This window comes from Actinoplanes sp. CA-030573, from assembly GCF_050951115.1.
In the GTDB taxonomy this organism is placed as follows: Bacteria; Actinomycetota; Actinomycetes; order Mycobacteriales; family Micromonosporaceae; genus Actinoplanes.
This window is the reverse complement of record NZ_CP192038.1, coordinates 8,504,954-8,526,781: the sequence shown is the minus strand read 5'-3', so window position 1 is coordinate 8,526,781 and position 21,828 is coordinate 8,504,954. Positions and strand designations below refer to the sequence as shown.

Genomic DNA, 21,828 nt, shown 5'->3' with positions numbered 1-21,828 from the left:
CTCTTCAGACCTCCGCGCTTCTGTTCGCGTGCTGGTTTGCCGTTGGCGTCACCTGGCCGCTGCGTCGAGCAGCGCGATCATCGCGGCTTCGTCCATCGCGGCGGGCCGTGGCCGGACGTGTCTCACCTCGGCCAGGGCGGCGTCGAGGGCGGCGGTGCCGACGGGGTCCCCCGGTTCGAAGATCAGCCCACGGCGGGCGGCATCCCGGCGTACGGCGGTCGCCAGCGTCACACCGTCCTCGTCCCGCCCCATCCGCAGGAGCGCGAGCGCCCCGGTGAGCAGCGCCGCCCGCGTGCTGCCGACATCGTCCTCGGCGGCGAAGTCCCGGACCGCCGGTCGAAGCGCCTCGATCGCGGCCATCGGGTCGGCGTTCGCCTCCGCCGAGCGCCGCAGGAACGTCCGGGCCAGGAAGAGCCGGCTCATCGCGCTCGTCCACAGTTGATGGATCTCCACCGCCGTCTCGATGGCCGATTCGAGCAACCGGCGCCCGCCGATCAGGTCGCCGGAGCCGGCCAGCGCCCAGCCCAGCGTCATGGTCCCCGAGGCGACCAGCCGCGGCTCGCCGATGCGCCGGCCCACCTCCGCCGCGGCCCGGCCGTGCGTGATCGCCCGGTCGTAGTCACCCATCGCGGTGTGCCAGAGCGACTCGTAATAGTGCGCCTGTCCCCGCAGCATGTCGCCCTCGTGGCCGGTGGCGTCGGCCAGCGCGGCGCCGGCGTTGTCCAGGGCCGCCCGGGCCGGCTCCGCCTCGCTGGTCAGGTAGCGCAGCGTGGCGACACCGAGCCAGGCGCGGACCCGGTCGTTGGCCGGCCCGTCGGGCGCGGCGGCCAGCGCGGCGGTCGTCAGGCGGAGGCCGTCCACGAGGTGACCGCCGCGGTACCAGAACCAATCCAGCAGGCTCGCCGTCCGCAGCGCGGCCCGGGGCGCCACCTCCAGGTCGTGCACGATGCCGGCCCGCAGGTTCGCCCGCTCGCGGTTGAGAACCCGGATGGCGTGCGTCGACCGTTCCCGGGCCAGCTCCGGCGCCATCCGCTCGACGAGATCGCGTACCCACGCGGCGTGCGCGGCCCGACTGGCCGCCGGCGAGGGGTCCCGACTCCGGCAGTACGCCCGGACGATCTCCAGCAGCCGGTAGCGGCTCGGCGTGACGGTCGTGTCGGCGACCACCACCGACCGCGACACGAGCGACGACAGGGCGGCCAGATCACCGTCCACGGCCGCCGGCGTGAACCCGCCCTCGAACGGCCACAGCCGCAACAGCAGCGCCCGGTCCGCCGCCGACAGCAAATCGACACTCCAGGCGATGGCCGCCTCCAGCGTCTGATGCGGCGCGAGCGCCCCGCGCGGTACCGACCCGAGGGGCTCAGCCTGTGGACGACGCCCCGGAAATTGTCGTAGCCCGCTGCTTGAATCGCCCCACCCACGAGGGTGGGGGCGGTCTGAGGGCGCTGCGGGCGCGTCTTGCGCGTCTTGCGCGTCTTGCACGTCTTGCACGTCTTGCGCGTCTTGCGCGTCTTGCGCGTCTTGCGCGCCTTGCGCCTTGGGCGCCTTTGGCGCTTCTGGCGCCCTCGCGCGGGAGACCGGTGCGGTGTCCCGCGGCTCGGGGCCGGTGCGGAAGCGGTCGTCGAGCATCTGCAGCAGTTCGCCGAGGCCGAGCACGCGGCAGCGGGCGGCGGCCAGCTCCAGGGCCAGCGGGATGCCGTCGAGCGCGGTCGCCAGCCGGGCCAGCTGGGCCGATTCCACCGGGTCCGGACGCCAGCCGGGCCGGATCGCGGCGATGCGATCGGTGAGCAGAGCGATCGCGTCGGCCGCGGGCAATGGGTCGACCGGCAGCAGGGTCTCGCCGTCGATGCCGAGCGGTTCCCGGCTGGTCGCCAGCGCCCGCACCGACGGGCAGGCGGTGAGCAGGGTCAGCACCAGGGCCGCGACCGCGTCGACGAGGTGTTCGCAGTTGTCCAGCACGAGCAGGCCGGGGCGATCGCCGAGGGCGGCGGCCAGGGCTTCGGCGGTCGAGGCCCGCACGCCGGCGGCCTCGGCGACGGCCGGCGCGACGAGTGCCGGATCGCTGATGTCGGCGAGCCGGACGAACCAGGGGTGGGCGTCGGCGGCGAACTCGACGGCCAGCCGGGTCTTTCCCGCGCCGCCGGGGCCGACCAGCGTGACCAGGCGGCGTGCGGGGACCAGGGAAGCGAGGAGGGCCAACTCGTCCCGGCGACCGAGGAAATGGGAGAGCGGCCGGTTGAGGGCCAACGGGCGGTCGGCGGACGCAGAGGAGGCGGGCGATGACGGCGAGAAAGGCGAGGAGGCGGGGGAGGACGGCGAGAGAGAAGGGGACGCGGAGGATGACGGCGATGAAGATGGGGGCGAAGGCGGCGGCAGCGGTGGGGAAGTGGGTGTGGGGGAAGACGCGGACAGCGAAGCGGGTGGGCGGGCGGGCAGGAGGAGGGCCGGGTCCTGGGCCAGGAGACGAGCCTCCAGGGCTTGCAGGGCGGGGCCGGGGTCGATGCCCAGATCGTCGGCGAGGCGGGTGCGGACGCGGCGCACGGCGGCCAGCGCGTCCGCCTGGCGTCCGCTGCGGTAGAGGGCGACGATGAGCAGTTCCCATCGGCGTTCGCGGTAGGGCTCCACGCGTACGGCCGACTCGAGCGCACCCACCGCTCCCGGTGCGTCGCCCACCGCCAGCAGTGCGGCGAGGCGCTCCTCCACGGCGACCGCGCGCAGCTCGGTGAGGCCGGCCCGGGCCGCCGCGATCGATGGGGCGTCGGCGAGATCGGCGTAGGGATCGCCGCGCCATAGAGCCAGCGCCGCGTCGAACGCGCGCAACGCCGCCACCGGCGACGGCGCCGACGACCACGCCGCCACCGGCGACGGCGCCGACGACCACGCCGGCTCCGGAGCCGACCGAGACGTGGAAGCCGGCGACCACGCGGGCGCGGCCGTCGGGGAAGACGGCGGGGAAGACGGCGGGGAAGAGGGCGGGAAAGACGGTGGGGAAGACGGCGGGGAAGAGGGCGGGAAAGACGGTGGGGAAGACGGTGGGGAAGACGCCGCCGCTGGCGACGAGGCCGACGCGGCGGCGAGCAACCGGCGGCCTTCCGCGACGCCCGCCGTGAACGCGGCGGCGTCGGTGTCGGCGCGCAAGCGGTAACCGTTCCCGGACCGTTCCAGGCAATCACGCGCGCCGGCGAGGTTGCGGCGCAGACGGGAGGCGTACGTCTGCAGGGAGATGGAGAAGCTCGCCGGGGGTGACCCCTCCCAGATCGTCTCGGCCAGGGCGGCCTCGCTCACCGGATGGCCACCGGCCGCGAGCAACGCGGTCACCAAGCGGCGCGGCAAGCGGCCGCCGAGGCCGACCACGCGCCCGCCCGCCTCCAGCTCGGTCGGTCCGAGCACCCTCCCCAGAAGCACCGCCCGAGCATAGGAGTGCAGGCGGCTTGCAGGCACTCTGCAAGCGGACGAGGTGACCGTGTTCGCATGACGACGACGACCGAACGAACCGACACCTGGGACATGGTGCTCGTGCACCGCGCGTTCCGGCGCGACTTCCGCATGCTGCCCGCGCTCGTGCGGGCGGTGGCCGACGGGGACACCGCGCGGGCCGAGATCGTGGGCTCGCATCTGGAGAAGGTGGGCGACGCGCTGCACCATCACCACACCGGCGAGGACGAGATGCTGTGGCCGCTCCTGCTGCAGCGAGCCACCCTGCACACCGAGCTGATCAATCGGATGGAGGCGCAGCACGAGCGGATCCAGGAGGCGCTCGCGCGGATCGCCGAGCTGAACCCGCGCTGGCGGGCGCGGGCGCGGGTGGCCGACCGGGACGAGCTGGCCGACACCATCGCCCGGGCCTCGGTGGCGCTCGACGAGCACCTCACCGACGAGGAGCAGGAGATCCTGCCCATCGTCGCCACCCACATCACGCCGGCCGAGTGGGCGGCGCTCGGCGAGCGAGGGCGCGAGTCACTGCCGAAGGGCAAGCTCGCGCTGGTCTTCCTCGGCTCGATCTTCGAGGAGGCGACGCCGGCCGAGAAGGCGCGCTTCCTGGCCGAGCTGCCGCCGCCGGCCCGGCTGATCTGGCGTCTCTTCGGCGACCGGACGTACGCGACGTACCGCGACCGGCTGCGTCAGGGCTGAACCCTCTCGGTCAGCCGGATCGTGTCGCCGGGGCGGACCGAGAGCACCACCACGGCCCGGCCGTTGTTCACGGCGATCGCCACGTGACCGGCCGAGTCCTCGTAGACGAGCAGCTCACCGGGCCCGACCTCGGCGAAGGTGGCGCCGCGCCGGGCCCGGACGTTGCCGTTGACCACGAGGTCGGGGCCGAGGCCGGCCAGCGCGTCGCCGCCGGCCGCCAGCTGCACGTTGCCGAAGCGGTCGACCGTGATCACCTCGGCCTCGATCCAGCCGTCGCCGACCGTGACCACCGGGTCGGGAAGGCGGACGAGCGTCTCCGGGTCGATCTCGGGGCCGGCGTCGGCGGGCGTGGCGCCGAGCGCGAGGTGGGCGGCGGCCGGGGCGAAGACGTCGCGGCCGTGGAACGTGCGGGACACGTCGCCGAGCAGCCAGTCCTTGTTGGACAGCTCGTACACCGCGTCGATGCCGCCGAGCGCCTCGGCCGCCCAGATCAGCGCGCCGTTGTCGGGGCCGACCAGCAGGCCCCCGGGGGTGGCGACGACCAGGCCGCGGCGGGAGGTGCCCACCCCCGGGTCGACCACCACCACGTGCACCGACACCGGCAGGTAGGGCGCGGTCTGGGCCAGCACCGCGGCGCCGCGCGCCACGTCGGCCGGCGGCACGTGATGGGTCACGTCGATGACCCGTACGTCGGGCGCGATGCGCGCGATCGTCCCGTGGCACGCCGCGACGAACCCGTCGAACGTGCCGTAGTCGGTCGTGAAGCTGATCCATCCATACCCGGCCATGGTGGCAAACGTTACTGCCCCGACACGCTTCGTGTGTGGCGGGGGCAACAGGGCACGCCGACGAAGATCTGGCAGGTTGGTGTCATGCGTCTTGTGATCTTCACCGAGCCCCAGCAGGGTGCCACCCACGACGACCTCGCCAAGGTCGCGCTGACCGCCGAGGCCGCCGGTTACGACGGCTTCTTCCGTTCCGACCACTACCTGGCGATGGGCGGTTCGGGCGAGCCGGGGCCGACCGACGCCTGGGTCACGCTCGGCGCGCTGGCCGTGCAGACGTCCACGATCCGGCTCGGCACGCTGGTGACGTCGGCCACCTTCCGGCTGCCCGGTCCGCTGGCGATCGCGGTCGCGCAGGTCGACCGGATGAGCGGCGGGCGCATCGAGTTCGGCCTCGGCGGCGGGTGGTTCGAGCGCGAGCACAGCGCGTACGGCATTCCGTTCCCGACCGTGGGGGAGCGCTTCGACCGGTTCGAGGAGCAGTTGGAGATCATCACGGGCCTGTGGTCGACGCCGGCCGGCCGGAGCTTCGACTACCAGGGCAAGCACTACCAGCTGATCGACTCGCCGGCGTTGCCCAAGCCCGTGCAGTCGCCGCGGCCGCCGGTGATCATTGGCGGACATGGCAAGAAGCGCACCCCCGCGCTCGCCGCCCGCTTCGCCGACGAGTTCAACGTGCCGTTCCTCAAGGTCAAGGACATTGCGCCGCTGTACGAGCGGGTCCGTGCCGCCTCGACCGAGATCGGCCGGGACACGCCGCCGTCGTTCTCGGCCGCCGCCGTGCTCTGCGTCGGGCGCGACGACGCCGAGGTGCGGCGGCGGGCGGCCGCGATCGGCCGCGAGGTCGAGGAGATGCGCGAGAACGGCGGCGTGGTCGGCACGCCGGCCGAGGCGGTCGAGATCATCAAGTCGTACGGGAAAGCCGGCGCCACCCGCCTGTTCCTCCAGGTCCTGGACCTTTCGGACCTGGACCACGTGGAGCTGGTGGCGTCGGCCGTGGCTCCGCAGCTGTCCTAGTCGCCGAAGACGCGCTCGGCCCAGGCCCGGTAGGTCCCGGGCTTGCGGCCGAGCACCCGCTCGACGTCGGCGGTGACGATCGCGTTGCCGCCGGCCCGGACCAACTCCGTGCCGGCCAGCGCGACGTCCGCGATCTCGGCCGGGAACATCTCCCGGGTGGGCGCCACGTCCACCGTGGTGGCGGTGGCGCCGAGGACGGCGGCGAGCTGGGCGACCTGCTCCGGGACCGACAGCAGCTCGGGGCCGGTCAGCGTGTAGGTGGCGCCCTCGTGGCCGGCCCCGGTCAGCGTCTCGGCGGCGACCGCGGCCACGTCGGCCGGGTCGACGACGCCCTGGCGGCCGTCACCGAAGACGTTCGGAACCGGGTTGCCGGCCCGGATCTCCGCGGCCCAGCCGAGTGAGTTGGAGGCGAACGTGGTCGGGCGCAGGATCGTCCAGGTGAGGCCGCTCTCCCGTACGGCCTGCTCGCCGGGCTGATGCCAGCCGCCGAGGCTGTCCGTGGGCTCGTCGGGCGTACCGATGGCGGAAAGCTTGACCACCCGCTCGGCCCCCGCCTCGATCGCCCGCCGCAGATAGGCTCGCTCGATGTCCGGCGCCGCCGGCGAGGCCGGCGCGAGCAGGAAGACCGCGCGCACCTTGGCGATCTCCGTGGTCACCGTGAGCCCCGGCCGCGGCTCGATCTTCGCCGGGTCCCGGGTCAGCGCCGTCACCTCCTCGCCGCGCGCGAGAAGCTGCGAGACCAGGGCCGATCCGATGGTGCCGGTGGCACCCGTCACGAGAATCATGTCTCGAGCCTGGTGTTCCCGGCCGGCGCCGTCTTGGAGGTTTCGGCACTGCGTCGCGGGTGCACCGCGGGCTAGCGTGAGAGCGTGGACGTGTTCGTGCAGAAGCCCGAGGTCGCGACCGTGATCGCGTTCCGGACCACGGGCGAGGGGCGCAGCGATCTCGTCGTGGTCGGGCCGCGCACCCGGGGTGCCTACAACCCGAACAAAGAGCTTCCGGTCTGCGTACGGGTGAGGCTGCGGCCGGGGCGGGCGCGGTCGGTGCTCGGCGTGCCGGTCGCCGAGCTGGCCGACCGGGCGGTTTCGATCGAGGCTCTCTGGGGTGCCGCGGGCCGGCGGTTGACCGCGTCGCTGGCGTCCGCGCGTGACCCGGAGGACGTGGCGTCGCGGCTCGCGGCTGCTCTGGCCGAGCGGGTCTTGCCGGGCGTGGCCGAGCGGGTCTTGCCGGGCGTGGCCGGTTTGGTGGAAAGCGCCGCCCGGGCGATCAGCCGGCCCGGGGCGCGGCTGTCCGAAGTGGCCGACCGCCTCGGCGTGAGCGAGCGACACCTGCGCAACGTGTTCGCCCGCGAGGTCGGCCTGTCGCCGAAGCATTACGCCCGGATCAGCCGGGTGCGCACGGTGCTCGACCTGGCCGGTCGCGAGCCGTGGACCGAGGTGGCGTCGCGGGCCGGCTTCTTCGACCAGGCCCACATGATCGGCGACTTCCGCTCGATGATGGGCGTGTCGCCGGGCGCCTTCCTGGCCGGGCGGCTGCCCGCGGCCACGCCGTGCGGTTTCTCGGCTGTCCGCCCGGCGTAGGAGATCGGCTCCCGCCTCCGTCCTGCCGCCTTCCGCCTCACCGCGCCGGCGAGTGGGCGGCTCTTGGTCACCAGACGTCGCCGTCGCGCCAGTCGCAGGTCAGGGGCTCGGTCAGGTGCAGCTCGGCGCCGCCGGCGACGACCCGGACTAACGTGCTGTCGTCGTCCTCCTCGGTGCGGCGCGGTCCGTCGGGCGCCAGCACGTGGGTCGGGCCCTGCCACGGCAGCCAGCCGCGGTGGAGGTAGAGGCCACGGCCGGCCTGGGAGGCGGAGAGGGCGCCCAGGGCGTACGCGCGATCGATGATTTTCTCCACCTCGGCCATGACCGTCCCCGCGAAGCCCTGCCCCCGCCAGGCCGGATGGACCGCCACCCCCTCGACGTAGCCGCCGCGCCAGGAAAGCCCGCGGTGCAGGAACCGCCGCTGCACGACGGCGGCGTGCGCGATCGGGTCCCGCCCGTCTCGCTCGGTGACCACCACATGCAGGCCGCCGAGCGTGTGGTCCCAGTCGTGGTCGTCGAAGTTGCCGAGGAACGCCCGGTCGAGCAGCGCGCGGATGGCCGACCGCTCGCTCGTCGTCAGATCGGAGGTCGGAACGGTCCGCACGTGAGGCACGCGCTAAATGTACTGACGGCCCGGTGTCCTATTCTTCGAGGTCGGAGGGGGGACTCGGGTTGAGGCTCTATGTCGCGCGCGACCGCACCGCCACGCTGATCGGACGCTCGGATCCGCGCGTCCCCGGCCACCGGGTCGCGCACTCGTCGCGCGCGCTGACCGAGATCCGCGCCTCCGAAGATCCCCCGCCGGTCGAGCACTCCCTGCCGGTGGTGGCCGGCATCTGGGCCCCGCCGGCGCTGATCGTCCTGGTCGGCTCCCTCTACGTCGGCATCGTGATGGCGGTCGCGCTGGCCGTGATCGCGCTCTTCACGCTGGGCTACGCCGTTCCCGCGATAGCCCGTTCCCGCCCGCGCAAGCCACGCCCGCCGCTGGCCGCCCGCTCCGCGAGCCCCGCCCGCCGGGCCTTGAGCGCCGACCCCACCGGTGCGGGCCCGCAGGCCGATCCCGCTGATTCCCGTGTCCTGACCGCCGACGCCGAGCGAGCCGCCTTCGATCGCGCCGTAGCCACCGCCGACCGCATCGCCGAGACCTGGCCCGCCCTCGGCGACCTGATCGAAACCGATGCGGCCGAGTCGCTGCTGGCCGAATCCCTGTGGGAGATCGCCGGCGCCCTCGAACGCCACCAGGAACTGGCCGCCGTCCTCGCCGACCTCACCCGCCCCGACTTCGCCGCGGTGTCCCCGGCCGACGGCACCGCCGAGCGGTTGCGAGCCCACATCCGCGCCACCAAGGAGGCCCTCGCCGCCCTGGAGGTCGACCTCGCCGCCCGCGAGGCCAGCCTGCGCCGGGCCGAGGAGGCGGGCCGCACCTTCATCCGCGAGCAGCAGATGCGGGAGGCCATCAAGGCCGCCGAGCGTTCCCTGAACACGGCGGCTCGGCCCCCGTTCGCGGCCGAGGCCGCGCCCGACCCGGCCGCTGAGCTGGCCGAGCACACGCAGGTCGTCCTCTCCGCCTATCGCGAGCTGACCGCCTCTCTCACGCCCGACCCGCACGACCGCTAGCCGCACCGGAACGAGCCGCGTCCCGGGCATGCAAGACGGCCCGCCCGCCCCGCGAGGCTCTCGCCCGGGAGCCCGGAGCCCGCGAGCCCGGAGCCCGCGAGCCCGGAGCCCGGGAGCCCGGAGCCCGGGAGCCCGAGAGCCCGGAGCCCGGGAGCCAGACCGGTCAGCCGCGCAGGCGCAACCCCCGCGGCGTGGCGCGGAACCCCGCCGACGTGAGCGCATCCCGCAGCGGCGACGCGTGCACCGACTCGCCGTCCGCGCGCTCGACCGACATCGCGCCCAGCGCGCCCGAACGCACCGACTCGGCCAGCGCGCGACCGGCCGCGATCAGCGTCTCCGGGTCGTCGGTGAACGAGAGCAGCGTCCGCCCGCCGCGCTCGACGTACAGCACCAGGTCGCCCGCCACCTGGATGACCAGCGCGCCCGCCTTGCGTCCGGGCCGATGGCCGGCCCGGGTCTCGCCGTCGCCGCTGTCGACCACCCGCTCCGGCCAGGGCAGCGCCGCACCATACGGGTTGGCCGGATCGGTGGCCGCCAGCACCTGCGCCTGGGCCGCGCGGCGGGACAACTCGTCCGGGTCGGCCAGCGCCCGCAGCCGATCGACCGCGCCCGGAACCGCGAACTGTGCCGCCCCCAGCCCCTCGACGAAGTAGCCGCGCCGGGCCGCGCCGCGCTCCTCGAGCGCACCCAGCACCGGGTAGACCGCCGCGAAACCACCGGTCACCCCCTCGGCCATCACCGCGCCGCGGGTCACCACGCCGTGCCGCTCCAGCAGCAGGTCGGCCAGCGCCGCCGCGCGCCGGGTCGGGTCGAGATCGCGGTCGGGCAGCCGGGACCAGCGACCCGCCATGTTCGGCGGACCGCCCCGCGCCGGCATCGACGGACGGCCGGGGCGGCGGTAACGCGTACGGGCCGGGGCCGCTTTGGCTTTGTGGGCTCCGCTGCCGCCGAGCAGGGCCCGCAGCGGCGCCAGCGTGTCGTTGGTCAGGTGGCCGGCCCAGACCAGATCCCACACCGCCGCCGCCAGCTCGGTGTCGTTGGTGGCGCCGATGCGATCGGAGAGCGAACGGAAGAACAGCGCCTGCCCGTCGCCGAGCGCCTCCAGCACCCGCTGGTGCAGCGGCGTGAGCGCGAGCTCCTCGTCGGGCGGCGGCAGCAGCAGCGGCGCGCTGTCGGCCCAGGCCAGCGTCACCCACCCGTCGTTCGAGCCGATCGAGCCCGACCCCGCCCAGAGCACGTCCCCGCCCGCGGACAGCTCGTCGAGCAGCGGCGGCGCGTAATCGGCGACGCGGGCCGGCAGCACCAGCCGTTCCCAGGCCGAAGCGGGCACGGCGATGCCCTGCAACTGCTCGATCGAGGCGGCCAGCCCGTCGACACCGCGCGAGTTGCCGCCGATCTGATGCCAGCGGGGCAGGAACGCCGCCAGCACCCGGGGCGGCACCGGCTCGATCTCGCGGCGCAGCGCGGCCAGCGACCGGCGGCGCAGCATGCGCAGCACCTCGGCGTCGCACCACTCGGTGCCGGCGCCGCCGGGGGAGAACTCGCCCGACGAGACCCGGCCCGTGGCGGCGAGCCGCTTGAGCGCCTGCTCGACCACGAACACCCCGAGGCCGAAGCGGGCGGCACAGGTCGCCGCCGCGAACGGGCCACGCGTACGCGCATAGCGGGCGACCAGATCGCCCAGCGGATCGGCCACCGGCTCCAGATAGGCCTCGGGGAGGCCGACCGGCAGCGCCACCCCGAGCGCGTCCCGGTAGCGGCCGGCGTCGTCGATGCCGATCCAGCGCTCCTCGCCGGCCACCCGCACCCGGATCGCCCGGCGTGCCGCCTCCAGCTCCTCGGTCCACGCCGAATCGACGCCGCGCACCGCCAGCTCGGTCGCCGACAGGTCGCCGAGCAGCCGTAGCAGCTCGGCCGCGTCCTCGGCATCGCGCGGCCGGCGGCGGCTGCTCAGCCACTGCAACTGCGCCTCGGTCTCGGCGACCACCTCGGGATCGAGCAGCTCACGCAGGTCGACCCGGCCGAGCAGCTCGCCGAGCAGCGTCGAGTCGAGGGCCAGGGCCGCGGCCCGCCGCTCGGCCAGCGGCGCGTCACCCTCGTAGAGGAACGCGCCGACGTAACCGAACAGCAGCGAGCGGGCGAACGGCGACGGCCGCGGCGTCTCCACCTCGACCAGCCGCACCTTGCGCCCGGCCACCTCGCGCATGAGCCCGACCAGGCCGGGCACGTCGAACACGTCCTGCAGGCACTCCCGGGCCGCCTCGAGGGTGACCGGGAAATCGGCGAACTCGCGCGCCACGTCCAGCAGCTGGGCCGAGCGCTGCCGCTGCTGCCAGAGCGGCTGACGACGGCGCGGGTCGCGGCGGGGCAGCAGCAGCGACCGGGCCGCGCACTCGCGGAACCGGGACGCGAACAGCGCCGACGTGCCGACCGACTCCTCGACGATCTGAGCGATCTCCTCCGGGTCGAACGAGACCAGGTCGGCGCCGGGCGGCTCCTCGGCGGTGTCCGGCAACCGCACCACGATGCCGTCGTCGGAGGGCATGACCTGGCCGTCCACGCCGTACCGCTCGGACAGGCGGCGGGCGATCGCCAGGGACCAGGGCGCGTTGACCCGGGCGCCGAGCACGCAGTGCACGGTCATCCGCCAGTCGCCCAGCTCGTCGCGGAAGCGCTCGACCACCACCGTACGGTCGTCGGGGAGGTGGCGGGTCGCCTCCTGCTGCTCCCGGAGGTAGGCCACCAGGTTGTTCGCCGCCCACTCGTCGAGGCCGGACGACCGCAGCGTCTCGTTGGCCTTCGCGTCGCCGGCCCGGACCAGCGAGCGCAGCTGGGCCCCGATCGCGCGGCCGAGCTCGACCGGGCGGCCCAGCGAGTCGCCCTTCCAGAACGGCATGCGGGCCGGGGCGCCGGGCGCGGGGGTGACCAGCACCCGGTCGGGCGTGATGTCTTCGATGCGCCAGCTCGTCGAGCCGAGCAGGAAGACGTCGCCGACCCGCGACTCGTACACCATCTCCTCGTCGAGCTCGCCGACCCGGGCCGCCCGCTCGGCGCCGGCCAGGAACACGCCGAACATGCCGCGGTCGGGGATGGTGCCGCCGCTGGTCACGGCCAGCCGCTGGGCGCCGGGGCGGCCGGTCAGCACGTCGGTGCCGCGGTCCCACACCAGGCGCGGGCGCAGCTCGGCGAACGCGGTCGACGGGTAGCGGCCGGCCAGCATGTCGAGCACCGCGTGCAGCGCCGAGTCGGGCAGCTCGGCGAACGGTGCGGCCCGGCGGACCAGGGCGGCCAGCTCGTCGACCGGCCACGCGTCGAGCGCCACCATCGCCACGATCTGCTGGGCCAGCACGTCGAGCGGGTTGCGCGGGTAGCGCAGCTCCTCGATCGCACCGGCGCTCATCCGGTCGGCCACCACCGCGCAGGAGACCAGGTCGCCGCGGTGCTTCGGGAAGACCACCCCGCGCGAGACCGCGCCCACCTGGTGGCCGGCGCGGCCGATGCGCTGCAGCCCGGCCGCGACCGACGGCGGCGCCTCGATCTGCACCACCAGGTCGACCGCGCCCATGTCGATGCCCAGCTCGAGACTCGAGGTCGCGACCACGGCCGGGAGCCGGCCCGATTTCAGCGCCTCCTCGATCTGTTTGCGCTCCTCGCGGGAGACGCTGCCGTGGTGCGCGCGGGCGACCACCGGCGGGGCGCCCCCGGCCTGCCCGGCCTGGGCCATCACCTGGGCGGGCGGCTGGGTGACCGGCTCGAGGGCGACGCCGGCCCGCTCGGCCGCCAGCTCGTTGATGCGGGCGCAGAGCCGCTCGGCGCCGCGCCGCGAGTTAGTGAAGACGATCGTCGACCGGTGCTCCTGGATGAGGTCGAGCACCCGCTCCTCGACCGCCGGCCAGATCGACGGCGTGTGCCGTCCGCCGTTCGGGTCGTCGGGATCGACATCGGGCACCTCGTCGAGCCGGGTCATGTCCTCGACCGGCACCTCGACCGCCACCTCGATCGTCTTGGCGCTCGGCGGCTGGACGATCTCGACGTCGTGCGCGCCGCCGAGGAAGCGGGCGGTCTCGTCGATCGGGCGGACCGTCGCCGACAGGCCGATGCGCTGGGCCGGCCGGCCGAGCAGCCCGTCGAGCCGCTCGAGCGAGAGGGCCAGGTGGGCGCCGCGCTTGGTGGCCGCGACCGCATGCACCTCGTCGACGATCACCGTCTCGACGCCGCGCAGCGACTCGCGGGCGGCCGACGTGAGCAGCAGGAACAGCGACTCGGGGGTGGTGATCAGGATGTCCGGCGGGGTGCGGGCGAACAGCCGCCGCTCGTCGGCCGGGGTGTCGCCGGTGCGCATGCCGACCGTGATGTCGGGCGGCGGCACGCCGAGCCGCCCGGACGCCTGCCGGATGCCGGTGAGCGGGGCCCGCAGGTTGCGCTCGACGTCGACGGCGAGGGCCTTGAGCGGGCTCACGTAGAGCACACGGCAGCGGTGTTGCGGATCTTCCGGGACGGGCTCGTGGGCCAGCCGGTCGAGCGACCAGAGGAACGCCGCGAGCGTCTTGCCCGAGCCGGTCGGGGCGACGACCAGCGCGTTCCGCTTGGCGCCGATCGCCCGCCACGCGCCCGCCTGGGCGGCCGTGGGCGCGGCGAAGGCCGCCGTGAACCACTCCCTGGTGGCCTGGCCGAAATGCTCCAGCACGTCTCGCACCCGACCATCCTCTCTCGCGGGTACGACAAAAATCCGCATCGGTCAGTTGGGCACGTATGGGACATCCATCCAGCGGCATTTACTGACGCGGTGGACCATGGTGTCGTCCATGAACGAGGAATAGACGTAAGAGGCCCCTCATTCGACAGGAGGCTCCGTGTTCATCCGCGCATCACACGTCCGGCGCCTCACCAGCGCGGCCGTGATCCTGGCGGTCGTCACCCTCTTCCCGGCCCCGGCCCGCGCGGCCGGTGACGGCTACGTCCGTCTCGCCCACCTCTCCCCGGACACGCCGGCGGTGGACGTCTATCTGCGCTCCTCCGACAATGCCGTCAAACCGCAGACCTTCAAGGGCGTCGCGTACGGCGCGATGTCGTCCTACCTGCGGCTGCCGACCGGCACCTACCAGGTCGCGATGCGCAAGGCGGGCGCCCCGGCCAGCACCAAGCCGGTGATCACCACGCAGGTCGGCGTGCAGAACGGCAACGCCTACACGGTGGCCGGCGTGGGCCGGTTCGCCGATCTCGGGCTCCGCGTGCTCAACGACGACCTCAAGCTCCCCGACCCGGGCAAGTCCAAGGTCCGCATCATCCAGGCGTCGGTCAAGGCGCCGGTGCTCGACGTGGCCGGCAAGAACGGCAAGACCATCGCCGACGGCGTCGAGTTCGCCACCACCACCGGATACCGGGAGGTCAATCCCGGCAAGTGGAGCGTCCAGGTGGTGCCGACCGGTGGCGGCAAGACCAGCGTGCTGCCCTGCACCCTCGGCGCGGGCAGCGTCTACTCACTGGTCGTGCTCGACGATCGGAGCGGCGGCCTGAAACCCGAGCTGCACGTCGATGCCGAACGCCAGGGCACGGTGCCGCTGGGTGGCGTGGCGACCGGTGGCGGGGGCAGCCAGCCGGCTTCTCCGGTGCCGATGGCGCTTGTTCTCGCGGGCGCCGCGGCGGTGCTGACGGCCGGTCTCGTCCTGGTGCTGCGGCGCCGGCTGCGGGCGGCCTGAGCGGGTTGTCCATGGCGGAGGAGCTGATGGAGGAGCCGACCTTCGTGGGGGTGGCGCCGGTGCCGGGCGCGCTCTCGGTGCCCCGTCGTCCGCCGCCGGCGCCGGCGCGGTCGGTCGCGAGGGGCGTGGCGAACGTCGCGGTGGCGATCCGGCCGATCCGAGCTCCGGTTCCCGAGGAAAACCACAAGACCCCCGCGCCCGTACGCCGAAAAGCTCGTCTCGTTCCGTTCCTGCGCCGCGCCGCGTTGCCCGCCGGATCAGCGGTCCTCGCCGCCTTCGTCGTCGGCACCACCTACGTGGCCCTGGCCGGCCGCGCCACCGATGCCGGCGCCGGCGCCGATCCCGGCCTCGGACGGTGGGCGGCCTCGGCCGGCATCACACCACCGGCCGCGGTCGAGGGCGCCGGAAACGCGGGACGGCCGCCGGGAGACCCGTTCGCGAGCGCGGCGCAGACCGCCGCCGGCGTGCCCACCCGGGTGCGGGTGAGCGCGATCGGGCTCGACAGCCCGCTCGAGACGCTGCACATCGCCAAGGGCGCGCTGCAGCCGCCGACCCGCTTCGACCGAGCCGGCTGGTACGCCGACGGGACCGCACCGGGCGACACCGGTCCCGCGGTGATCGCCGGGCACGTCGACTCCAAGGCCGGTCCGGCGGTCTTCTACCGGCTGCGCGAGCTCACCACCGGTGACACGATCGAGGTGCTCCGCGGCGGCCGGACGCTGCGGTTCACGGTCACCCGCACGGCCTGGTACCCGAAGAGGTCCTTTCCGACCGAGGAGGTGTACGGCCCGACGCCCGACCGGCAGCTGCGGCTCATCACCTGCGGCGGCGTCTTCGACCACCGGCTGCGGTCCTACCAGGACAACCTGGTGGTCTACGCGGTGGCCGGGTGATCGTCGTTCCGCGAGGCGGGGCGGCTTGCTTATCCTGAGTTCGAGTCGACGGGTGGGGGCGGGATGGCGGTCAGACGCATGCTCATCGCCGGTCGGTATCGCCTGCTCGAGCCGGTGGGCTCCGGTGGCATGGGCCGGGTCTGGCTCGCGCGCGACGAGATGCTCGACCGCGACGTCGCGGTCAAGGAGTTCGTCCCGCCCGACTGGATGACCGACGACGAGCAGGCCCGGCTGCGCGACCGCACCCTGCGCGAGGCACGCAGCGCGGGCCGGCTCAACCACCCGCATGTGGTCCGGGTCTACGACGTCGTGCACGCCGACGGCCTGCCCTGGATCGTCATGGAGTACGTGCCGTCCCGCTCACTGCACCAGGTCATCAACGAGGACGGCCCCTACTCGCCGGTCGCCACCGCCCGCATCGGCCTCGCGGTGCTCGACGCGCTGAGCGCCGCGCACCGGGCCGGCGTGCTGCACCGCGACGTGAAGCCGCACAACGTGCTGATCGGCAACGACGGCCGCGTGGTGCTCACCGACTTCGGCCTGGCCACGTTCGTCGACGACGGCTCGGTCACCGGTCCGGGGCTGGTCGTCGGCTCACCGCAGTACGTCTCGCCCGAGCGGGCCCGCGACGGCGCGTCCACTATCGAGTCGGACATGTGGTCGCTCGGCGCCACACTTTACGCGGCGGTCGAGGGCCGTTCGCCGTACCAGCGGGAGACCGCGATGGCCACGCTGACGGCGCTGGCCACCGAGCCGCCGGACCCGCCGGAGAAGGCCGGCCCGCTCGGCGAGGTGCTGCTCGGCCTGCTGAAGCACGAGCCGGCCGAGCGGCTCACCGCCAGCGAGGTGGAGCGGCGGCTGCGCGGGCTGGTGGCGGCGGCGCCGGGTGGCGGCGGGGTGCCCTCGCCGCGGCGAGCCGCGCGGGTGGTGGCCTCGGTGGCGGCGATTCCCGCGGTCGTACGGACGGTGCCCGCGCAACGCGCCTCGTCGGAGCCGGTCTCGCCCGCGCCGCCGGCCCGGCCCGAGCCGCCTCGGCGCCCGCACCGGCGTCCCCGCTCGATGCTGGTCGCCCTCGGTCTCGCGGTGGTGGCGGTGGTCGGCGCCGCCGCCATCGTGGCGAGCTACCTGATCCAGCGCACCGACGTGCCGGCGACGGCCCGGCCGTCCACCGCCCGCTCGCCCGTGACCACCGCCCCGGCGCTGGTCACCGTCGGGTTCTCGCCCGCGCTCTGCGGTGGCCCGGCCCCGTCGGCGGCGCCCGCGCTGCCGCTCAAGGGCGCCGCCCGCGGCGTCAACGGCTGGAGCCTGATGGACGGCTGGTCCTACTTCTCGGACGGCTCCGGCTTCCACCTCGCGGTCCCGGACGGCTGGACCTACTCGCGGCTCGGCACGATGTACTGCTTCCGCGACCCGGCCGGCGACCGGGTGCTGAGCCTCGACACCGGGCGCAACCCGGCCGGCGACCCGGTGAAGGCGTGCCAGGCCGAGGCGGCGCGGCTGGTCAAGGCGGGCGCGCTGCCGGAGTACCAGCAGATCACCATCGAGAACCGGCCGCTGCTCAACAAGGCCGCCGACTGGGAGTACCGCTACCGGGGCGAATCGGACGCCCTCATGCACGCGAGGACCCGCTGGTTCGCCAGCAACGGGCGGGGCTTCGCGCTCAGCTGGGCCACCCGCGAGATCGACTGGACCGCCGACCTCAGCAAGATCAACATGATCCTGAGCACGTTCTACACCGATCGACCCAGTTAGTTCACAGCAACTACTCAGGCGGTGTTGTTACCGTCTGTATCCATGATCGGCAGTACCCGGCCGGGCTCGGCCCGGCCTCGTGTCTACCGTTGTCGTTCGAGACGGCTCCGGCCATGTTGATCCTCGTCGGCTTGGCGCTGGTTCTTCTCGTCACGGCCGTGACCGGCTATTTCGTGGCGCAAGAGTTCGGCTACGTGGCCGCCGACCGCGGCCGCCTCCGGGCCGACGCCGCCCGGGGCGACCAGGCCGCGGCCCGCGCCCTGCGGGTCACCGAGCGGCTCTCGTTCGTGCTGTCCGGCGCCCAGCTCGGCATCACCGTCACCGCCCTGCTCGTGGGTTACGTCGCCGAGCCGTTCCTGGGCGAGGGCTTGGCCGCGGTCTTCGGGGTGGCCGGCGTGCCCGAGGCGGTGAGCCTGCCGGTGTCGGTGACGCTCGCGCTGCTGATCGCGACCGTGGTGCAGATGGTGTTCGGCGAGCTCGCGCCCAAGAACCTCGCGATCGCCCGGCCCGAGGCGGTGGCCAAGGGGCTGAGCCGCTCGACGCTGCTGTACCTGGCCGCGTTCGGCCCGGTAATCCGGCTGTTCGACCGGGCCGCGTCGCGGCTGCTGCGGCGCATCGGCATCGAGCCGGTCGAGGAGCTGCCCGAGGGGGCGACGTCGGAGGATCTCGAGCAGATCATCTCGGCTTCGCGCGCGGACGGCCGGCTCTCCGGCGAGCTCTCGGCGCTGCTCGACCGCGGGCTGGACTTCCGGGGGCGTACGGCCGCGGAAGTCATGGTTCCCCGGGTCGACGTGCGGTTCGTCGACGCCTCCTCGCCCGCGGCCTCGGTGGTCGAGCTGCTCGACACCGGCCATTCCCGTTTCCCGGTCCGCGGCGCGACCTCCGACGAGATCCTCGGCATCGTCGCCATCGCCGACGTCCTCCCGGTGCCGCCGGCCGACCGCCTGACGACGCCGGTCTCCGCGCTGCTCCACGAGGCGATCATGGTGCCGTCGTCGCTGCGGCTGCCGGCCGTGCTCGAACGCCTGCGCGCCGGCCGCCGCCAGATGGCGTGCGTGGTCGACGAGTTCGGCGGCTTCGCCGGCATCATCACGCTCGAGGACGTCGCGGAGGAACTGGTCGGCCCGATCCGCGACGAGGACGACCTGCCCGAGCCGGCACCGGTCCGCCAGCCCGACGGCTCGTGGCTGGTGCCCGGCCGCTGGCGCCTCGACGAGATCACCGACGCGACCGGCGTCGACCTGCCGTCCTCCGACGACTACGACACCGTGTCCGGCCTGGTCCTGGCCCGTCTCGGCCGGGTGGCGAGGGCCGGTGACTCGGTGGTCCTCGACGACCTCTCCGTCCGGGTCGAGAGCGTCGACCGCCATGTCCCGCAGACGGTGAGGATCTCCCGATGAACCTCGTCTGGGCCGTGTTGCTGCTCGTCGGCAACGCGTTCTTCGTGGCCGCCGAGTTCGCGCTGGTCGCGAGCAAGAGCCACCGCCTCGAACAGGCCGCCGCCGCGGGCCGCCGCGCCGCCTCGGCCGCCCTGGCCGGCACCCGTGAGCTGCCGCTCATGCTGGCCGGCGCCCAGCTCGGCATCACGCTGTGCTCGCTGGGCCTGGGCGCGCTGGCCGAGCCGGCCATCGCGCACTGGCTGACGCCGCCGCTGCACGCGGTCGGCCTGCCCACGTTCGCGAGCCATGCGGTCGCGTTCGTGGTCGCGCTCGCCATCGTCACGTTCCTGCACCTGGTGGTCGGCGAGATGATGCCGAAGTCGTGGGCGATCACCGACCCCGAACGCTCGGCGACGTTGCTGGCGCTGCCGTTCCGCGCCTTCGCCCGCATCGTCGGCCCCGTGCTGCGCCTGCTGAACGCGCTGGCCAACGCGGTGTTGCGGCCGTTCGGCGTCCGCCCGCAGGACCAGCTGGCGGTCTCGCACGGCCCGGCCGAGATGCGCATGCTGCTGGACCGGTCGCGCGAGGAGGGCCTGCTCGAGGCCGAGCAGACCGAGCTGCTGACCAGCGTGCTCGGCCTCGAGGCGCTGACCGTCGGCGAGGTGGCGCTGCCGCTGACCGAGCTGGTCACCGTCGGCTCGTCGGCCTCGGCGGCCGAGGCCGAGCTGGCGTCGATGGGCAGCGGCCGTTCCCGCCTGGGCGTCACCGACCCGTCCGGGGCGGTGATCGGCGTCGTGCACATCCGCGAGATCGCCCGGGCCACGACCGCCGGCCGGGCGGTCACCGCCTCCGCGCTGATGGACGACGTCTTCGAGCTGTCGGCGTCGGACCGGGTCGTCGACGCGGTCGCCGCCATGCGGGCGGGCCGGGCCCAGCTGGCCCTGCTGCGCGACGGGGCCGGCTTCGTCGCCCTCGAGGACCTGCTCGAACAGGTGCTGGGCCGCTTCGACGACGAGACCGATCCCGTACCCGTCCCCTGATCTTCGCCGCCCGCCCGGATTTCCGCAGCCCGCTTGTTTCGACGTTTGCCTTTTCAAGTCTGCTTCCCGAGGAGGAACGACCGGTGGTCTTCAAGAAGATGATGCGCGCCTTCGGCGTCGGCGGCCCGTCCGTCGACACCGTCCTGGCCAACCCGAACACGCGCCCCGGCCTGACCCTGGACGGCCAGGTGCGCATCCTCGGCGGCGACCACGACGCCGCCATCGAGCAGGTGATCCTGGGCCTGGTGACCCGGGTCGAGCACGAGCACGGCGACGGTTTTGTGGAGTTCCACCGGGTCCCCGTGGCGGGCGCCTTCCAACTGCGCGCGGGCGAGCGGCGGGACCTGCCGTTCTCGTTCCCGGTGCCGTGGGAGACCCCGATCACCGACGTCTACGGCCGGCGTCTGCACGGCATGACGATGGGCCTGCGGACCGAGCTGATGGTGGCCAAGGCGGTCGACAAGGGAGACCTCGACCAGGTGGCCATCCATCCGCTGCCGGCCCAGGAGCGCATCCTGGACGCCTTCGCCCAGCTCGGCTTCCGCTTCGCCCGGGCCGACCTGGAGCACGGCGGCATCTACGGCGTACGCCAGCAGCTCCCCTTCTACCAGGAGATCGAGTTCTACCCGTCCCCCCAATTCGCGGGCGCCATCAACGAGGTCGAGGTGACCTTCATAGCCGACCCGTCGGGCGTGGAGGTGGTCCTGGAGTTCGACAAGCGCGGCGGTTTCCTGCAGCCCGGCCACGACGCCTACGGCCGTTTCCGCATAGCCCACACCGAGGTAGAGACGACCGACTGGACGGCGGTCGTCGCCCAGTGGGTGAGCGAGGCCGCCGGCCGCTACCAGGGCTTGCGCGGCGCCGCCGGCTTCGGCGCTCCCGGCGCATTCGCCGGGCACGGCGGTCACGCCCCGCACGGCTACGGCCACCACGGCCACTACCGCCGGGGATCCGGCATGGGCGCCATGGCGGCGGGCGTGGCCGGCGGCGTCCTGGGCGGCATGGCCCTGGGCGAGGTAGCCGAGGAGATCTTCGAAGACGACGGCGACAGCTTCGACTTCGACGAGTAACCCACCCGGCGGCGCAGACCGGTGGCGTTCCCTTCCTGCGGGGAGCGCCACCATCCGCCCAGCCGGACGCGCCGCTGCTTCTCCGCCCGGTACGCGCGTCCCGCCCGGGACGCGCGTACCGCCCGCGCCTCGGTGTCGGCGGTGAAGCTGTCCTCGCGCGGGCGGTCAGCTGATGCCGGCGGTGGCGAGCTTGATGCCGAAGCCGACGAAGACCGCGCCCACGCCCGTGGTCACGCCGGCCGCGAGTTTCCGACGCCGGCGGAACTGGCCCGCCAGGAACTTCCCGCCGAAGATCAGCGCCGTCAGATACAGCGAGCTGAACAACTGCACCACCGCGCCCAGCACCAGGAACGACAGGGCCGGATGCGCGTACCCCGGCTGGACGAACTGGATGAAGAACGACACGAAGAACAGAATCGCCTTCGGGTTGAGCAGGCTGATCACGGCGGCCCGCCGGAACGGATGCCGCATGTCGCCCATCCCGTCGTTCGCCGGGCCGGCCGCCGCGGCCCCGTCCTCGGTGGGAGCGCCCGCTGGCGGCGCGACGTGGCCCGACCGGATGCGCCGCCACGCGCCGCGGATGATGGTGAAGCCGATCCAGAACAGGTAACCGGCGCCCGCGTACTTGATGACCAGGAACAACGGCGGGTAGGTGCGCAACAGCGACGCCACCCCGGCCGCCGACAGCGTCATCAGCACGGCGTCGCCCAGGAACACCCCGCAGGCCGCCGTGTAGCCGGCCCGCACACCGCGTCGCGCGCCGACCGACAGCACGAAGATGGAGTTCGGCCCGGGGAGCAGGATGATCGCCACGGTGCCCAACACGTACGTCCAGAAATCGGTGATGCCCAGCACGGCGTCG

General features: G+C 73.9%; 16 protein-coding genes. 10 read left to right on the top strand and 6 right to left on the bottom strand.

Features of this window, described 5'->3' with window-relative positions; genetic code table 11:
* Positions 1 to 48 precede the first annotated feature (48 nt).
* Positions 49 to 3,408 (bottom strand): BTAD domain-containing putative transcriptional regulator, encoded by a 3,360-nt coding sequence (locus ACQP2F_RS39330; protein WP_433296800.1) that lies wholly within the window; start codon positions 3,406 to 3,408, stop codon positions 49 to 51.
* Positions 3,409 to 3,474: 66 nt separating this feature from the next.
* Here ACQP2F_RS39330 and ACQP2F_RS39325 point away from each other — a divergent pair, with 66 nt between their 5' ends.
* The gene (locus ACQP2F_RS39325) at positions 3,475 to 4,134 is read left to right on the top strand and encodes a hemerythrin domain-containing protein (protein WP_433296798.1); all 660 of its coding nucleotides are present in this window, start codon (positions 3,475 to 3,477) and stop codon (positions 4,132 to 4,134) included.
* Here the strand turns inward: ACQP2F_RS39325 and ACQP2F_RS39320 are convergent.
* Positions 4,125 to 4,922 (bottom strand): SAM hydrolase/SAM-dependent halogenase family protein, encoded by a 798-nt coding sequence (locus tag ACQP2F_RS39320; protein ID WP_433296796.1) that lies wholly within the window; start codon positions 4,920 to 4,922, stop codon positions 4,125 to 4,127. The two genes, ACQP2F_RS39325 and ACQP2F_RS39320, sit on opposite strands and share 10 nt — an antisense overlap.
* 84 nt (positions 4,923 to 5,006) lie before the next feature.
* Between ACQP2F_RS39320 and ACQP2F_RS39315 the strand changes: the two genes are divergently transcribed.
* On the top strand, positions 5,007 to 5,936 hold the full coding sequence (locus ACQP2F_RS39315) for a TIGR03560 family F420-dependent LLM class oxidoreductase (RefSeq protein WP_433296794.1): 930 nt from the start codon (positions 5,007 to 5,009) through the stop codon (positions 5,934 to 5,936).
* Here ACQP2F_RS39315 and ACQP2F_RS39310 read toward each other — a convergent pair.
* A complete protein-coding gene (locus ACQP2F_RS39310; protein WP_433296792.1) occupies positions 5,933 to 6,721 on the bottom strand; it encodes an NAD(P)H-binding protein in 789 nt (262 codons plus the stop codon). The two genes, ACQP2F_RS39315 and ACQP2F_RS39310, sit on opposite strands and share 4 nt — an antisense overlap.
* Before the next feature lie 84 nt (positions 6,722 to 6,805).
* Between ACQP2F_RS39310 and ACQP2F_RS39305 the strand changes: the two genes are divergently transcribed.
* The gene (locus ACQP2F_RS39305) at positions 6,806 to 7,516 is read left to right on the top strand and encodes a helix-turn-helix domain-containing protein (RefSeq protein WP_433296790.1); all 711 of its coding nucleotides are present in this window, start codon (positions 6,806 to 6,808) and stop codon (positions 7,514 to 7,516) included.
* A 67-nt stretch (positions 7,517 to 7,583) separates the two neighbouring features.
* On the opposite strand, the gene ACQP2F_RS39300 is transcribed toward ACQP2F_RS39305, so the two are convergent.
* Positions 7,584 to 8,129 (bottom strand): GNAT family N-acetyltransferase, encoded by a 546-nt coding sequence (locus tag ACQP2F_RS39300; RefSeq protein ID WP_433296787.1) that lies wholly within the window; start codon positions 8,127 to 8,129, stop codon positions 7,584 to 7,586.
* A gap of 59 nt (positions 8,130 to 8,188) precedes the next feature.
* On the opposite strand from ACQP2F_RS39300, the gene ACQP2F_RS39295 reads away from it, so the two are divergent.
* Complete coding sequence (locus tag ACQP2F_RS39295; protein WP_433296785.1) at positions 8,189 to 9,133, top strand: hypothetical protein; 945 nt, start codon at positions 8,189 to 8,191, stop codon at positions 9,131 to 9,133.
* 163 nt (positions 9,134 to 9,296) lie between these two features.
* Here the strand turns inward: ACQP2F_RS39295 and ACQP2F_RS39290 are convergent, their stop codons facing one another.
* On the bottom strand, positions 9,297 to 13,820 hold the full coding sequence (locus ACQP2F_RS39290) for an ATP-dependent helicase (RefSeq protein WP_433307773.1): 4,524 nt from the start codon (positions 13,818 to 13,820) through the stop codon (positions 9,297 to 9,299).
* Between the two features lie 166 nt (positions 13,821 to 13,986).
* Here ACQP2F_RS39290 and ACQP2F_RS39285 point away from each other — a divergent pair, with 166 nt between their 5' ends.
* The 6 genes from ACQP2F_RS39285 (at position 13,987) to ACQP2F_RS39260 (ending at position 20,966) form a co-directional block, all read left to right on the top strand.
* A complete protein-coding gene (locus tag ACQP2F_RS39285) occupies positions 13,987 to 14,832 on the top strand; it encodes a DUF4397 domain-containing protein (protein WP_433296783.1) in 846 nt (281 codons plus the stop codon).
* 11 nt (positions 14,833 to 14,843) lie between these two features.
* Positions 14,844 to 15,725, top strand: coding sequence for a class F sortase (locus tag ACQP2F_RS39280; protein ID WP_433296781.1), 882 nt, complete (start codon positions 14,844 to 14,846; stop codon positions 15,723 to 15,725).
* A 78-nt stretch (positions 15,726 to 15,803) separates the two neighbouring features.
* Positions 15,804 to 17,477 (top strand): serine/threonine-protein kinase, encoded by a 1,674-nt coding sequence (locus tag ACQP2F_RS39275; RefSeq protein ID WP_433296779.1) that lies wholly within the window; start codon positions 15,804 to 15,806, stop codon positions 17,475 to 17,477.
* Between the two features lie 113 nt (positions 17,478 to 17,590).
* Positions 17,591 to 18,877: a hemolysin family protein gene (locus tag ACQP2F_RS39270; RefSeq protein WP_433296777.1), complete on the top strand. Its 1,287-nt coding sequence runs from the start codon at positions 17,591 to 17,593 to the stop codon at positions 18,875 to 18,877.
* The gene (locus ACQP2F_RS39265) at positions 18,874 to 19,896 is read left to right on the top strand and encodes a hemolysin family protein (protein WP_433296775.1); all 1,023 of its coding nucleotides are present in this window, start codon (positions 18,874 to 18,876) and stop codon (positions 19,894 to 19,896) included. Before ACQP2F_RS39270 ends, ACQP2F_RS39265 begins: the two co-directional genes overlap by 4 nt.
* Before the next feature lie 83 nt (positions 19,897 to 19,979).
* Positions 19,980 to 20,966: a sporulation protein gene (locus ACQP2F_RS39260; RefSeq protein WP_433296773.1), complete on the top strand. Its 987-nt coding sequence runs from the start codon at positions 19,980 to 19,982 to the stop codon at positions 20,964 to 20,966.
* 165 nt (positions 20,967 to 21,131) lie between these two features.
* Here ACQP2F_RS39260 and leuE read toward each other — a convergent pair whose 3' ends face one another.
* Positions 21,132 to 21,821 carry a leucine efflux protein LeuE gene (gene leuE / locus ACQP2F_RS39255; protein ID WP_433296771.1) on the bottom strand — a complete coding sequence of 230 codons (690 nt, stop codon included), beginning with the start codon at positions 21,819 to 21,821 and terminating at the stop codon, positions 21,132 to 21,134.
* Positions 21,822 to 21,828 lie beyond the last annotated feature (7 nt).